The organism is Roseomonas nitratireducens (assembly GCF_017813355.1).
In the GTDB taxonomy this organism is placed as follows: Bacteria; Pseudomonadota; Alphaproteobacteria; order Acetobacterales; family Acetobacteraceae; genus Neoroseomonas; species Neoroseomonas nitratireducens.
Genome location: NZ_JAGIYZ010000001.1, coordinates 241,185 through 255,347, shown reverse-complemented (window position 1 = coordinate 255,347; position 14,163 = coordinate 241,185). Strand labels below are relative to the sequence as shown.

The window sequence follows — 14,163 nt, the reverse complement described above, 5'->3', positions numbered from 1 at the left end:
CAGCGATGGATGCGAAGAGCCTCAGCGCTTCACATCCGTCACGCCGCAAGGCGTGCCAGGCAAATGACAGCGATGGATGCGAAGAGCCTCAGCCCTTCACATCCGTCACGCCGCAAGGCGTGCCAGACAAATGACAGCGATGGATGCGAAGAGCCTCAGCGCTTCACATCCGTCACGCCGCAAGGCGTGCCAGACAAATGGCAGCGATGGATGCGAAGGGCCTCAGCCCTTCACATCCATCGCCTGCCGCAGCCCGTCGCTCAGCAGGTTGAAGCAAATGGACGTGACGAAGATGCACACGCCCGGCAGCACCGCGACCCAGGGCTGCACGTAGATCGCCGTGCGCAGCGTGTTCAGCATCAGCCCCCACTCGGGTTCGGGCGGCTTGGTGCCGAGGCCGAGGAAGGACAGCCCCGATGCGAGGATCATGCACACGCTGATCAGCGACGTCGCATAGACGAAGATCGGCCCCAGCACGTTGCCCAGCACATGCACCCGCACGATGGTGAAGGCCGAAGCGCCCGAAGCGCGCGCCGCATCGACGAAGTCGAGGTTGCGCACCCCGGTCGTCACGCTCTCCGCCACGCGGATGATGGGCGGGATGAACACCAGCGTCAGCGCCAGGATCGCGTTCACGATGCCCGCGCCCAGCGCGCCCGAGATCGCGACCGCCAGCAGCACGGAGGGGAAGGCGTAGAACACGTCCGTGACGCGCATGATCGCCATGTTCACCTTGCCGCCCGCGAAGCCCGCGAGCACGCCGAGGAAGGTGCCGATCACGAAGGCCAGCAGAACCGGCGTGATGCCCATGAACCAGGACAGCCGCCCGCCATGGATCAGCCGCGTCAGCATGTCGCGGCCGAGCTCGTCCGTGCCGAGGATGTAGTTCGGCGTGCCGATGGCGCGCAGCCGCCGGATCATCGACCCCTGGTAGGGATCGTGCGGCGCGACCAGCGGCGCGAAGACGATCACCAGCAGCATCGCCAGCAGCACGATCGCGCAGCCGATCGTCACCGGGTCGCGGCGCAGCCGCTTCCAGACGCCGGCCCAGTAGCCTTGGGACTTCGCGACGGCCTGCCGCGCCTGGACGGCGAGTTCCGCTTCCGCGGCGGTCGGGGTGGTGGCGGTGCTCATGGTCCGTCTCCCCTCGGGGGCGCTTGGTTCGTCACGCGGAACGCGCGCGCTTGATCCGGTTCGCGGGTCACGCGCGCTTGATCCTGGGATCGAGTGCCGTCTGCACCAGGTCCACCGCCAGGTTCAGAGCGACGAAGAACATCGCCAGCACCAGGATGGTGCCCTGCAGCACCGGCAGGTCGCGCTGGAAGATCGCGTTGTTCAGCAGCAGCCCGGTGCCCGGCCAGGAGAAGACGGTCTCCACCAGGATCGACCCGCCCATCAGGTAGCCCAGCTGCAGGCCCATCACGGCCAGCGCGTTCGGCGCGGCGTTCTTGACCACGTGCAGGAAGATCCCCGCCCGCGTCAGCCCCTTGCCGCGCAGCGCGGTGACGAATTCCTGGTTCATGATCTCGGCGATGATGCCGCGCACCGTGCGCGTGACGATGCCCATCGGGATCACCGCGAGCGTCACCGCGGGCAGCACCAGGTGCTGCATGTGCTCCCAGTTCCAGACCCAGTCGGCCGACCCGCCCGGGCCCGCGCCCATCGCCGGCAGCCAGTTCAGCTGCACCGAGAAGATCACCACCAGCACCATGCCGAGCCAGTAATGCGGCACGGAGACGCCGGCGACCGCGATCGTGACGGCCGCGCGGTCGATGATCGATCCGCGGAAGGTGCCCGCCAGCCCGCCCAGGATGCAGCCCAGGACGAAGCCGATCATCGAGGCGACGAGCGCGAGCATCAGCGTGTTGGAGATGGCCGAGGACAGGTCCGACCAGACGCTCCGCCCGGTCGCGAGCGAGCGCCCGAGGTCGCCCTGCACCACCTTCATCAGCCAGATGCCGAACTGCACCGGCAGCGGCTTGTCGAGCCCGTAGTCGCGCCGCACCTGCTCGACCACGTCGCCCGGCGCATCGGCCGGCACGATGGCGTTGATCGGGTCGCCCGGCGCGATCTGCACCAGCATGAAGCAGACGAACCCGACCGCCAGCGCGATCGGGATCGCGTAGAGGATGCGCCTGATCAGGTAGAAGAACATCCGCTCATCCCCTCAAGAAGCCCCGCCGCGGCACGGCCGCGGCGGGCGGAACCAAGCCCCCGGGATGGGACCCCACCCGGGGAATGCGTCATTGAACGTAGGGCAGCCGAAGGTCAACGAACCAGGATTGCGGCTGCACGTAGCCGCGGATGCGCGGGGACATCGCACGCGGCGACACGTCATGCGCGATCCAGATGAACAGCGCCTCGTCCACGCCGGCCGCGTGCAGGCGGGCGAGCGCCGCGTCGCGTTCCGCCGCGTCGAAGGTGTTGCGCGCGACGCGGATCATCTCGTCGAAGCGCGGGTCGTTGAAGTGGCCCCAGTTGTTCGACACCGGCGGCGCCATCTTCGAATCCCAGAAGCGCACCATGGCGAAGAAAGGGTCCATGGCGGCGAAGGAGACGTTGGTAGCATGCGCCCCGCGCGCCGAGGCGTGCTGGCAGCCATTGCGCCAGTTGGTGAACAGCGCGTTCCACTCGATCACGTCGAACTCGACGTTGACGCCGACTTCCTTCAGCTCCTGCTGCACGAACTCGTTCATCGGCAGCGGCTGCATCTGGCCCGACCCCGAGGCCGAGATCTGCACGCGCAGGTTCAGCGGCCGGTTCGGGCCGTAGCCGGCCTCGGCCAGCAGGCGGCGCGCCTCGGCCTTGTCGGTGCGGATGCGGAAGCTCGGATTGCCCCACCAGGGATGGCCTTCCGGCACCGTGCCGACGGGGACCGCCATCATGCCGCCGAGCAGCGTGCGCAGCCCCTCGCGGTCGATGGCGAGGTTGAGCGCCCGGCGCACGCGCACGTCGCGCAGCGGCGAGCCTTCGGCGAAGCAGGGCTGCCACGGCCAGACATGCGGCTGCGCGTTGGACGTGATGGCCATGCCGCGCGACCGCAGCTGCGGGATGGCGTCCGGCGCCGGCGCCTCGATCCAGTCCACCTGGTTCGACAGCAGCGCGGCGGTGCGCGCATTCGCCTCGGGGATCGGCAGCAGCACGATCCGTTCGGCCCGCGCCTTGGTGCCCCAGTAGTTGTCGTTGCGCGCCATCTCCAGCCGCTCACGCGGCACGAAGCGCGTCACGCGGAAGGGCCCGGTGCCGGACGGCTCCCGCGCGAAGGCGTTCCAGGCGGCCTCGGCCGTCGGGTTCGCATCCCGGAAGCGCTGCCACTGGGTGGGGGATGCCATGAACAGGTTGGTCAGGTTGATCGGCAGCAGGCTGTCCGGCTCGCTGGTGAAGAGCGCGACGGTGTGGTCGTCGATCTTCTCCGCGCGGCGCAGGGTCGGCATGCGCGTGGCGGTCACGCCGACCTGGCGGGGGTCGAAGTGCGGCGCCTCCCGGTCGAGCACCTTGCGCACGTTCCACACCACGGCGTCGGCGTTGAACTCGGACCCGTCGTGGAAGCGCACGCCGCGGCGCAGCGTGAAGATCCAGCGCGTGCGGTCGTTCGGATCGACGCGCCATTCGGTGGCGAGGCCGGGGATCACCACGGACGGCCGGTCGGCCGCCGAGAGGTCCCACATGGTCAGGCTGTCGAACAGCGGGATGCCGGTGAAGCGGTTGCCCTCGAAGCCCTGGTCGGGCTGGCCGTTGGTCAGCGGGATGTCGGCCGCGGTCATGCCGATGCGGATGGTGCCCTGCGCCATGGCAGGGGCGGCCGCCACCAGCGGCAGGGCCGCAAGGCAGGCGGTCAGCAGGAAACGTCGCAACTTCATTGTGCCATGTCCTCCAGTGGCGATTCCCCCCGGCGACGGGACCGGGCCTTCTTCGCCGCCACGCCCCGCCGGACGGCGCCCAGTCGCGTGCCGTCCGGGGCTGCGATGCAGCAAGGGCCGTGCCATCCGCCGCGTGGCGGGATGCTACACCGGACCCGGATCGTCTTGCCTAGGGGAATGGCAGAACGCCCGTTTTCGTGGCGGGCGGGGCCGGGCCGGCCTTGCCGCGCCGCCCCAGGCATGCTGATCCACCGCGCATGCGCCTGCTCCTGCTCAACGGCAACACGGATTCCGGCATCACCGCGCGGCTCGCCGCCCTGGCGGAGGAGGCGATCCCGCGCCTCGGCCTGCCGGCGGCGCAGGTGGTGCCCGCCACCGCGCCCTTCGGCGCGCGCTACATATCGACGCGCGCGGCGGTCGCCATCGCCTCCCACGCCGTGCTGGCGGGCCTGGCCGCGAATCTGGGTCCGGCGAACGAAGCGGGCTTCGATGCAGCGCTGATCGCCTGCTTCGGGGAACCTGGCATCGAGGCCGCGCGCGAAGTGTTCCCGCTGCCCATCGTGGGCATGGCGGAGGCGTCGATCGCCGCCGGCCTCGCGCGCGCGCCGCGGGTCGCGCTGCTGACCGGCGGCGCGCTCTGGGTGCCGATGCTGGAGGAATTCGCGCGGGTGCGCGGCTTCGGCCCGGACCGGGTGATGGTGCGCGGCGTGACGCCGACGGGCGACATGATCGCGCGCGACCCGGACGGCGCCGTGGCCCTGCTGGCCGAGGCCGCGCGCGCCGCTGCGGCCGATGGCGCCGGCGTGGTGGTGCTGGGCGGCGCGGGGCTTGCGGGCCTCGCCCCGCGTGTCGCGCCCCTGGCCGGCGTGCCGGTGCTGGACAGTTTCGACTGCGCCCTTTCCGCCGCGCTGGGCGGCCGCGCGCCGCGCGGTGCGCCCGCCGCGCAGGCCCCCATGCTCGGCATCGACCCGTCCCTGGCCCGGTGCTTCGCTTGAGTCCCGGTTTCCGAAGGCCCTTCGGCCTTTGGCGAGGGCGCGGGGGCGGCGCCCCCGCATGACCCTCCCCGTCGAGGAAGCCCTCCCGGCGCTCATCGCCGCCTTGCACGCCGGCTCCAACGCCGTGCTCGTGGCCCCCCCGGGCGCCGGCAAAACGACGCTCGTCCCGCTTGTGCTGAAGGACGAGCCCTGGGCGGCCGGCGGCCGTATCCTTGTGCTCGAACCCCGCCGCGTCGCCGCCCGCGCCGCCGCCCGCCGCATGGCGGAGATGGTGGGGGAAAGCGCGCCCGGCGGGACGATCGGCCTGGCCACGCGGCTCGACCGCGCCTTTTCCGACCGCACGCGGGTGGAGGTGGTGACCGAGGGCCTGCTGGTGCGCCGCCTGCAATCCGACCCCGGCCTGGATGGCGTCGCGGCGGTGCTGTTCGACGAGGCGCATGAGCGCAACATCGACACGGACCTCGCGCTCGCCCTTTGCCTCGACCTGCAGGCGAACCTGCGGCCGGAGCTGCGGCTGCTGGCGATGTCCGCGACGATCGACGGCGCGGCCTTCGCGAGGCTCATGGGTGCCGGGCCGATTCACGGCTCCGCGCCCTTCGGCGCTCCACCGATCGGACCGGATATGGGAACCGGGCCGATTCACGGCTCCGCGCCCTTCGGCGCTTCACCGATCGGACCGGATGCGAGTGCCGGGCCGATTCACGGCTCCGCGCCCTTCGGCGCTGCGCCGATCGGACCGGATGCCTCCGCGCCCGTCATCGAAAGCCTCGGCCGCGCATACCCGGTCGAGACGCGCCACCGCGCGCGCGACCTCGCCGACGCCCGCGACCTGCCGGAGGCGATGGCCGCGGCCGTGCGCGACGCGCTGCGCGAGCATCCCGGCGACGCGCTGTGCTTCCTGCCCGGCTGGGGGGAGATAAGGCGCACGCAGGAACGCCTCGCGGGCATCGACGCGCTGGTCGTGCCGCTGCACGGCGAATTGCCGCCGGCCGAACAGGACATCGCGCTGAACCCCGCGCCCGACGGGCGGCGCAAGGTGGTGCTCGCGACCTCCATCGCGGAGACGTCGCTGACCGTCCCCGGCGTGCGCATCGTCGTCGATGGCGGCTTCCGCCGCGCGCCGCGGCTCGATGCCGCGAGCGGCCTGTCGCGCCTGGTGACCGTGCGCATCAGCCGCGCCGCGGCGGACCAGCGCGCCGGCCGCGCGGGCCGCACCGCGCCGGGCGTCGCGATCCGCCTGTGGTCGGAAGCGCTGCATCGCGGCCTGCCGCTCGCCGACCGGCCGGAGATGCTCGAGAGCGAGCTGTCCTCCCTCGTGCTCGACTGCGCCGGCTGGGGCGCGGATCCGGCGGCGATGGCCTTTCTCGACCCGCCGCCGGCGGGCGCGGTCAAGGCGGCGCGCGCGCTGCTGGGCGACCTCGATGCGCTGGACGCGGCCGGGCGGATCACCGAGACCGGGCGGCGCATGGCGCGGCTCGGCACCCATCCGCGCCTCGCGCGCATGCTCGTCGCCGCGGTGGATGACGGGGAACGCGCGCTGGCCGCGGACCTCGCCGCGCTGCTCGAGGAACGGGACCCGATCCGCGAGCGGGAGGCGCCATCGGACGTGCAGCTGCGGCTCGACCTGCTGCACGGCGCCGATCGCGCGGATGCGGACCGCGCGACGCTGCACCGCATCCGCCGCGCCGCCGCGCTGCACCGCCGGCGGTTGCGCGTGCATGGCGACGTCTATCCGGAAGGCGATGCCGGCGCGCTGCTCGCGGCCGGGTTCCCGGACCGGATCGCGGCCAAGCGCGGCGCGATGGACGGCGCCTTCCGGCTTGCCTCCGGCCAGGGGGCGCGGCTGCCGGCGACCGACCCGCTGGCCCGCGCACCGCTGCTCGCCGTCGCCGACCTCGCCTTGCAGGGGACGGAAGCGCGCATCCGCATGGCGGCGCGGATCGACCGCGCCGTGCTGGAAGCCCGCTTCCCCGAACGGCTGCGGCGGGAGGAAGGGGCCGCCTTCGACGCCCGCACCAACGCCGTGGTGGCCCGCCGCCGCCTGATGTTCGGCCCGCTGGTGCTCGAGGAAGCGACGCTGCCCCATGCCGACCCGGAGGCGGTCGCGATCGCCCTCGCCGACGCCGCCGCCGAGCGGTCCCTGCGCGACCTGCGCTGGACCGATGCCGCGCGCCAGGCCCAGGCGCGCATCGGCTGGATGCGCCGGGCCGAGGGCGAAGCCTGGCCGGATGTCTCGGACGCGGCGCTGGCGGCGACCGCGCGGGACTGGCTCGCCCCGCCGCTGCATGGGCGCAGCAGGCTGGCGGACCTCGCCGCGCTCGATGTCGTGGACCTGCTGCTCGGCGCCCTGCCGTGGGAGAAGCGCCGCGCGCTCGACGCCGCGCTGCCGGCGCGCCTCGCGCTGCCGGCCGGGCGGTCCGCCGCGATCGACTACGCGCGGGACGTGCCGACGCTCGAGGCCCGCGCGCAGCATCTGTTCGGCCTCGCATCGCTGCCGCCGCTCGCCGGCGGGCGCGTGCCGCTGCAGGTCGCGCTGCTCTCGCCGGCCGGGCGGCCCATCGCCGTCACGGGGGACCTCGCCGGCTTCTGGAAGGGCAGCTGGGCGGAGGTGCGCAAGGAGATGCGCGGCCGGTATCCGAAACACCCCTGGCCCGAGGACCCGGCGGCCGCTTCCGGTTGAACCGGCGCGCGCCGCAGCGCAGATTGCTGGCGTGAACGCCGAAGCACGCAACGATTCCAGCCCCGCCCTGACCCGCCGCCTGGCGCTGCTGCTGCCCGCGGCGCTCGCCGCCTGCGCGCGGCCGGCCGCCGCCCAGCGCGGCCTGCCCGACTTCGCCGACCTCGCCGAGCGCGTGCTGCCGGCCGTCGTCAGCATCCAGGTGACGAGCCGTGAGACCGCGCCCGACTCGCGCGGCACGCCCTTCGAGCGCGGCCGGCGCGGCCAGCTCGTGCAGGGCGCGGGATCGGGCTTCATCATCGAGCCCTCCGGCGTCGTCGTCACCAACGGCCATGTCGTCGGCAACGCCACGCGCGTCACGGTCACGACGCAGGACGGCACGGACTACCCCGCGCGCGTGATGGGCGTGGACGAACTGACCGACATCGCCCTGCTGCGCATCACGCCGCGCGGGCCGCTCTCCGCCGTCTCGCTCGGCGTCTCGGCCAATATGCGCGTGGGGCAGTGGGTGATGGCGGCGGGCAACCCGTTCGGCCTCGGCGGCAGCATCACCAGCGGGATCATCTCCGCGCGCGGCCGCGACATCGGCCAGGGCCCCTTCGACGACTTCATCCAGACCGACGCGCCGATCAACCCGGGCAATTCCGGCGGGCCGCTGTTCAGCATGGCGGGCGAGGTGATCGGCATCAACACGGCGATCTACTCGCCGTCGGGCGCTTCCGCCGGCATCGGCTTCGCCGTGCCGTCGGATCTCGCCCGCCCGGTGATCGAGGCGCTGATCCGCGGCGGGCGCGTCGAGCGCGGCTGGCTCGGCGTCTCGGTCGCGGATGCGGACGAGCAGGGCCGCGGCCGGCGCGGCGCGCTGATCATGGGCGTGGAGCGCGGCAGCCCCGCCGCGCGCGCCGGGCTGCGGCAGGGGGACCTCGTCACCGCGCTGAACGGCGAAGCGGTCGCGACGTCCCGCGCGCTGGTGCGCGGCGTGGCCGGCCTGCCGCCGGGGGAGACGGTGCGCCTGACGCTCACGCGCGGCGGGCGCAGCCAGGAGGTCGCGGTGCAGATCGGCCGCCGGCCCAACGACAGCTAGGGACACCAGATGCGGATTCTCCTGGTCGAGGACGATGCCGAGGTGGCGCGATTCGTGCGCCGCGGCCTCCAGGAAGCGGGCCATACGGTCGAGCACGCGGCGAACGGCCGGGACGGGCTGTTCCTCGCCGCGTCGGAGCAGTTCGACATGCTGGTGCTCGACCGCATGCTGCCCGGCGGGGTGGACGGGGTGCGGCTGGTGGAAACCCTGCGCGCGCAGGGCAACCGCACGCCGGTGCTGTTCCTCTCGGCGCTCTCGGCGGTCGATGAACGCGTGAAGGGGCTGAAGGCGGGCGGCGACGACTACCTCGTCAAGCCCTTCGCCTTCGCCGAACTCGTCGCGCGCGTCGAGGCGCTGGCCCGCCGGCCGACGGTGGACGCGCCGGCGACGCGGCTGAAGATCGCCGATCTCGAGATGGACCTGCTGTCGCGCACCGTCACGCGCGGCGGCAAGCGGATCGAGATCCAGCCGCGGGAATTCCGGCTGCTGGAACACCTGATGCGGCATGCGGGCCAGGTGGTGACGCGCACCATGCTGCTCGAGAAGGTGTGGGACTACCATTTCGACCCGCAGACCAACGTGATCGACGTGCATGTCAGCCGGCTGCGCCAGAAGGTGGACAGGGGCTTCGACAAGCCGCTGATCCACACCGTGCGCAACGCCGGCTACATGATCCGCGCCGAGCCCTGAGCGCAGGGCAGCCGGGCGCGCCGTGACGCCCCAGTCCACCCCGCGCGACGAGTTGCCGAATCCCTGGGACCCGATGCTGCGCTTCCTGCGCAGCGCGGGCTTCCGCTTCGCGCTGCTGTTCGCGGTGGTGTTCTCCGCCGCCGCCGCCGGCTTCGCCTTCGTGCTGTGGTTCGCCACCGCGGGCTCGCTCGACCGGCAGACGGACGCCGCGCTGCGCACCGACGCGCTCGGCCTGATGGAACGCTGGCGCGAAGGCGGGCCGGGCGCGGTGGCGGACGCGATCGCCGAGCGCCTCGCGGCCGATGTCGAGAACCACGCGATCTACATGCTGCTCGACCCGCAGGGGCGGCGCGTGGCGGGCAATCTCGACCGCTGGCCGGCCTCGGTGGGCCAGGGCCCGGACGGGCCGTGGTCCTTCGCCTTCGTGGCGCGGGAAGGCACGAGCGTCGAGGCGCGGATCTACGCCATCAACCTCGACGACTACCGGCTGATCGCCGGGCGCGACATCGAGGAGAAGCAGCGCCTGCGCGACACGCTGGCCGAGGGCATCGCCTGGTCGGCGATCGCGGCGAGCCTCTTCGCCTTCCTCGGCGCCGCCGTGCTGCGCCGCGCGCTCGCCAACCGGCTGCGCCCGGCGACCCGCACGGCGGAAGCGATCGCGGCGGGCGACCTGTCCCGCCGCGTCCCGTCCTCCGGCCGGGCGGACGAGTTCGACCGGCTGGGGGAGAGCATGAACACCATGCTCGACCGCATCGACCGGCTGATGGAAGGCGTGCGCGGGGTTTCCGATTCCATCGCGCACGACCTGCGCACGCCGATCGCCCGCGCGCGCGCGAAGCTCGAGGAAGCGCTGGCGGACACGTCCGAGCCCGGCGCGCTGCGCGCGGCGATCGAGCAGGCGATCGCCGACCTCGACCACATCACGCGCGTCTTCGGCGCGCTTCTGCGCATCGCCGAGGCCGAGGCCGGCGCGCGGCGCGCGGCCTTCGCGACGCTCGACCTCGCGGCGGTGCTCGCCGACGTGGCGGAATTCTACGGCGCGGTGGCCGAGAGCCGCGGACAGGCGCTGGAGACGGACCTGCCGGAGCGGCTCGACCTGGTGGGCGACCGGGAACTGCTCGCGCAGGCGGTGGGCAACCTGATCGACAACGCGCTGAAATTCACCCCGCCCGGCGGGCGCGTGCTGCTGTCGGCCCGCATCCTGGCGCGCGAGGGCGTCGAGGTCTCCGTCGCCGACAGCGGCCCCGGCCTGCCGCTGGAGGACCGCGCCCGCGCGGGGGAACGCTTCTTCCGCGCCGACGCGTCGCGCGGCACGCCGGGCTCGGGGCTCGGCCTGTCCCTGGTGCGGGCGGTGGCGCACCTGCACGGCGGGGACCTGCTGCTGGACGATGCGGAGCCGGGGCGCGAGCCGCCGGGGCTGCGCGCGTCGCTCAGGCTCGGCACCGCATGAACGGGGCGTCATTCCGCCGCCATCCAAACCTCAGCCGGCACCCCTTATCCTGCGCGCGATGCCCATCCGCCTGCCGTTGTCGGTCGTGCTGGCCGCGCCGCTGCTCATCGCGAACGGCGAGCCGATGCCGCGCATCACGAGCGACAGCCACGAATACTGCACGGAACTCGTCGGCCGGTTCGCCCGGCTGCCGGGCGCGGCCGTGGAACCGGCGCGCAGCCTGGCCGCGGATGGGGTGCGGCTGTGCGAGGAAGGCCAGCCGCGCGCCGGCGTCGCCAAGCTGCGGCGGGCGATCCGCGCCGCCCAGGCGCCGCCCTAGGGCCGGATCCGATCGGGCGGACGCACCCAGCCGGACGCCTTGCCCCCGGACATGTCGATCCCGCAGCGACGCGGGCCCGATAGCAGGGACCGATCGTCGGGCTGGGCCGCGTGGCGGGGCCGTCGCGGGTCAGACGCGACAGATCGCCAGGCTGTCCCGCGCCGGGCATGAGGCCACGCGGGACAGCCATCGGCACGGCGCGCCGACGCGACGGCGCGGCTGATGCGCGGGGTGCTCGCGCCCGCGCTGGCCGGGGCGGCGGCCACGTGTTCGGGCATCGGGCTCGCCCGCTTCGCCTATGTGCCGCTGTTCCCCGCCATGGTCGCCGCCGGCTGGGTCGACGGGGCGCAGGCCGGACTGCTCGGCGCGCTGAACCTGACCGGCTATCTCGCCGGCGCGCTGCTGGCGCGCATCGTCGCGCGCCGCGTCGGCGTGCCCCGGGCGCTCGATGCCGGCATGGCGCTGGCGGCGCTGGCCGCGGCCTGCTGCGCCTGGAACGGGGGGATGGCCTGGCTCGCCGCCTGGCGCGCGGTGGCGGGCGCGGCGGGGGGCCTGCTGATGGGCCTCGCCGGGCCCGCCGTGCAGGCGGTGGTGCCGGCGCAGCGGCGCGGCATCGCGGGCGGCTTGGTGCTGATGGGCGTCGGCACGGGGGTGACGCTGGGCGCGCTGCTGGTGCCCGCGCTGGTGGGGGTGGATGTGGCGGCGGCCTGGCTTGGCCTCTCGGCGGCCACGCTGCTGCTGTGGGGCTTCGCGCGGCCGCGCTGGCCGGCGCCGCCGCCCGCGCCCGTGCCGGCGCGCGGGGACGTCCCGCGGGCGGGGCTGCTGATCGGCGCCTACGCGCTGTCGGGCGCCGGGCTGGTGCCGCCGATGGTCTACCTGGCCGATTTCGCCGCGCGGGGGCACGGCCTCGGCGTGCAGGCGGGCGGGCTGATGTGGGTGGTGTTCGGCGCCGGGGCGCTGGTCGGCAGCGTCTCGGGGGGCGCGCTGGCGGACCGGATCGGCGGGCGGCGGGCGATGGTGGTGGGTCTGGCGGCGCAGGCGGTGGCGCTCGCCCTGCCGCTGCTGCCGGCGCTGGGCGGGCTGGTGGCGGGCGGCTTCCTGTCGGGTGCCGCGACGGTCGGCATCACCGCGGTGGCGCTGGTGGCGGCGCGGGAGAGGGCCGGGGCGCAGGCCGGGCTGGTCTGGGTGCGCGTGACGGCCGGCTTCGCGCTGGCGCAGGCGGCGACGGGCTTCGCCATGGCGGCGCTGTTCGGCGCGACGGGGGAAAGCCACGCGGCGATCTTCGCGGCGGGGGCGGTGCTGTCGGTGGGGGCGCTGGCGTTGGGGGTGGCGGACCGGCGCGCGGGATAGCGGCGCGCGCGGTGCACCAGCCCACGACGCGCAAGCCAAGCCGCCGCATGGCGGCGCCGGCGCCTGAGGTCCAAGAAACCTCTCACCTCAACCGCCACACCTCCACCGGCCCGCGTTCCTCCCACACCACCGCCGCGAGGTCGTAGTGCTCGGCGAGCGCTTCCTCGATCATCGCGGCCATGCGCGGGCGCATGTTCGGCCACCAGCCGCGGTCGATCACGATCGCCTGGGGCGTGGAGGCGAGGATGCGCGCCACTTCCTCATGCGGGTCGATGCCGGTCACGCGCCAATAGGGGCCGGTCAGCTGGGCGGGGAAGGCGTAGCGCGTGGCCAGTTCCGCCTGCGCCAGCACGTACAGCGTCGGGTGGTAGTTCACGACCCAGATGCGGTCGCCCGGGTCGATCTCCCGCTTCAGCGCCGCGGCCACCTCGCGCACCGGGTCGGGGCCGGTCAGGCCGATCGTGCCGTACAGCCGCGGCACGGTGGAAGACCGCCAGGCATCGAGCGCCACGCCCCCCACGATCAGCGCGAAGGCCGCCACCACCAGCCCCGGCCGCGCCGCGCGCGCCAGCCGCCGCGCGCCCAGCGCGGCCAACAGGCTCAGCGGCGGCAGCCAGAGCAGGAAGTAGTGCTGGTAGTACATCCCCGGCATGATCACCGCCGCCGTCGCCGCGGCGAACCACAGCACGCAGACGCGGCGCAGCAGCGCGACCGGCCCGCGGCGCACCCGCGGGCGGACCAGCGCCGCCGGCACCAGCGCGAAGGCCCAGAGCAGGATCATCGCCGCGATCAGCGTGTAGCGCCCGGCGTCGATCATCGACACGCGCGCCCCCGCGTAGCGCAGCGGCGCGATGAAGGTGCCCATGATGAAGGCGTCGAGCTCGCCCTTCACCAGGTAGGCGAAGCCGAAGGCCAGCGTCGGCGTCGCGCACAGCACGGCATAGGCGACGGCATAGCCGGCCACGCGCGGCCAGGGCAGCAGCCCGCGCCAGAAGGCGGGGCCGACCAGCAGCAGCCAGGCGAGGCAGCCCTCGAAGAAGGCGACCGGCTTGATCGCCAGCGCGAAGCCGATCATCAGCCCCATCGCGACGATCTTGAGGAAGGGCGGCGCCTCCCCTTCCTCCATCGCCCGCCGCGCGGCGCGCAGGCCGAGCGCCATCGACCAGGTGGTCAGCGGCGTGAACAGGATTTCCGTGTTGGTCGCGAGCCCGCCGAGCAGCGTGGTGTGCGCGAGATAGAGCAGTCCCGCCGCGATGCCGAGCGCCGGCGGCGCCGTCGCGAAGCGGACGATGGCATAAAGCCCCCAGGCGGTCGCCCAGGTGCCGACCACGCCGAGCAGCCGCGGCACCCAGATGCCCTCGCCCAGCAGCGCCATGATGGCGGCGAAGAGCGCCGGCGCGCCGACCGGGTGCATGTCCCACACCGCGACCAGCGGCCAGTTGCCGCGCAGCCATTCGCGGGCCTGGAGCATGTAGAGCCCCTCATCGGTGTCGATCACCGCGGGGGCGAAGGAGAAGGCGCGCAGCAGGAAGGCGGCCAGCAGCAGGAACAGCGGCACGGCCGCGCCGCGCAGCGCGGCGCGCAGGCGGGTGGGCGCGGCGGGCCGCAGGGCGATGGCGGGCGCGGTCAGGGCGATGTCGGAGCTCATGCGCGGCGTTCGGGGGGCAGGCGGTCGCACCTGCGCCCTCATCATGTCAACCTGATGGTGCCGGGCGAGGCGCCCGCCGCCCCCTGCCCG

The 14,163-nt window shown here is 73.9% G+C and carries 11 protein-coding genes; 7 read left to right on the top strand and 4 right to left on the bottom strand.

What is annotated here, in order from left to right:
- Window positions 1-222: 222 nt before the first annotated feature.
- The 3 genes from J5Y09_RS01145 to J5Y09_RS01135 all read right to left on the bottom strand — a co-directional run bounded on the left by J5Y09_RS01145 (window position 223) and on the right by J5Y09_RS01135 (window position 3,860).
- A complete protein-coding gene (locus J5Y09_RS01145; protein WP_209349872.1) occupies window positions 223-1,134 on the bottom strand; it encodes an ABC transporter permease in 912 nt (303 codons plus the stop codon).
- A 67-nt stretch (window positions 1,135-1,201) separates the two neighbouring features.
- Window positions 1,202-2,155 (bottom strand): ABC transporter permease, encoded by a 954-nt coding sequence (locus tag J5Y09_RS01140; RefSeq protein ID WP_209349871.1) that lies wholly within the window; start codon window positions 2,153-2,155, stop codon window positions 1,202-1,204.
- 88 nt (window positions 2,156-2,243) lie between these two features.
- Window positions 2,244-3,860, bottom strand: a complete 1,617-nt coding sequence (locus J5Y09_RS01135) for an ABC transporter substrate-binding protein (protein ID WP_209349870.1) — start codon at window positions 3,858-3,860, stop codon at window positions 2,244-2,246.
- A 257-nt stretch (window positions 3,861-4,117) separates the two neighbouring features.
- Between J5Y09_RS01135 and J5Y09_RS01130 the strand changes: the two genes are divergently transcribed.
- The 7 genes from J5Y09_RS01130 (at window position 4,118) to J5Y09_RS01095 (ending at window position 12,425) form a co-directional block, all read left to right on the top strand.
- On the top strand, window positions 4,118-4,855 hold the full coding sequence (locus J5Y09_RS01130; RefSeq protein ID WP_209349869.1) for an aspartate/glutamate racemase family protein: 738 nt from the start codon (window positions 4,118-4,120) through the stop codon (window positions 4,853-4,855).
- Window positions 4,856-4,913: 58 nt separating this feature from the next.
- Window positions 4,914-7,535: an ATP-dependent helicase HrpB gene (gene hrpB / locus J5Y09_RS01120; RefSeq protein WP_245216723.1), complete on the top strand. Its 2,622-nt coding sequence runs from the start codon at window positions 4,914-4,916 to the stop codon at window positions 7,533-7,535.
- Between the two features lie 31 nt (window positions 7,536-7,566).
- Window positions 7,567-8,616: a S1C family serine protease gene (locus tag J5Y09_RS01115; protein ID WP_209349868.1), complete on the top strand. Its 1,050-nt coding sequence runs from the start codon at window positions 7,567-7,569 to the stop codon at window positions 8,614-8,616.
- Window positions 8,617-8,625: 9 nt separating this feature from the next.
- Window positions 8,626-9,306, top strand: coding sequence for a winged helix-turn-helix domain-containing protein (locus J5Y09_RS01110; protein WP_209349867.1), 681 nt, complete (start codon window positions 8,626-8,628; stop codon window positions 9,304-9,306).
- A gap of 22 nt (window positions 9,307-9,328) precedes the next feature.
- Window positions 9,329-10,756, top strand: coding sequence for a sensor histidine kinase (locus J5Y09_RS01105; protein ID WP_342451372.1), 1,428 nt, complete (start codon window positions 9,329-9,331; stop codon window positions 10,754-10,756).
- Window positions 10,757-10,814: 58 nt separating this feature from the next.
- Window positions 10,815-11,075, top strand: a complete 261-nt coding sequence (locus J5Y09_RS01100) for a hypothetical protein (protein ID WP_209349866.1) — start codon at window positions 10,815-10,817, stop codon at window positions 11,073-11,075.
- Window positions 11,076-11,297: 222 nt separating this feature from the next.
- Entirely contained in the window at window positions 11,298-12,425 is a 1,128-nt protein-coding gene (locus tag J5Y09_RS01095) for a YbfB/YjiJ family MFS transporter (RefSeq protein ID WP_209349865.1), read from the top strand.
- An 82-nt stretch (window positions 12,426-12,507) separates the two neighbouring features.
- On the opposite strand, the gene J5Y09_RS01090 is transcribed toward J5Y09_RS01095, so the two are convergent.
- Complete coding sequence (locus J5Y09_RS01090; protein ID WP_209349864.1) at window positions 12,508-14,073, bottom strand: ArnT family glycosyltransferase; 1,566 nt, start codon at window positions 14,071-14,073, stop codon at window positions 12,508-12,510.
- Window positions 14,074-14,163 lie beyond the last annotated feature (90 nt).

Coding starts and splice junctions, on each gene's coding strand:
- J5Y09_RS01140 (WP_209349871.1), bottom strand. CDS start 2,155: ATGTTCTTCTACCTGATCAGGCGCATCCTCTACGCGATCCCGATCGCG.
- J5Y09_RS01130 (WP_209349869.1), top strand. CDS start 4,118: ATGCGCCTGCTCCTGCTCAACGGCAACACGGATTCCGGCATCACCGCG.
- hrpB (WP_245216723.1), top strand. CDS start 4,914: ATGACCCTCCCCGTCGAGGAAGCCCTCCCGGCGCTCATCGCCGCCTTG.
- J5Y09_RS01110 (WP_209349867.1), top strand. CDS start 8,626: ATGCGGATTCTCCTGGTCGAGGACGATGCCGAGGTGGCGCGATTCGTG.
- J5Y09_RS01090 (WP_209349864.1), bottom strand. CDS start 14,073: ATGAGCTCCGACATCGCCCTGACCGCGCCCGCCATCGCCCTGCGGCCC.
- J5Y09_RS01135 (WP_209349870.1), bottom strand. CDS start 3,860: ATGAAGTTGCGACGTTTCCTGCTGACCGCCTGCCTTGCGGCCCTGCCG.
- J5Y09_RS01145 (WP_209349872.1), bottom strand. CDS start 1,134: ATGAGCACCGCCACCACCCCGACCGCCGCGGAAGCGGAACTCGCCGTC.
- J5Y09_RS01100 (WP_209349866.1), top strand. CDS start 10,815: ATGCCCATCCGCCTGCCGTTGTCGGTCGTGCTGGCCGCGCCGCTGCTC.
- J5Y09_RS01095 (WP_209349865.1), top strand. CDS start 11,298: ATGCGCGGGGTGCTCGCGCCCGCGCTGGCCGGGGCGGCGGCCACGTGT.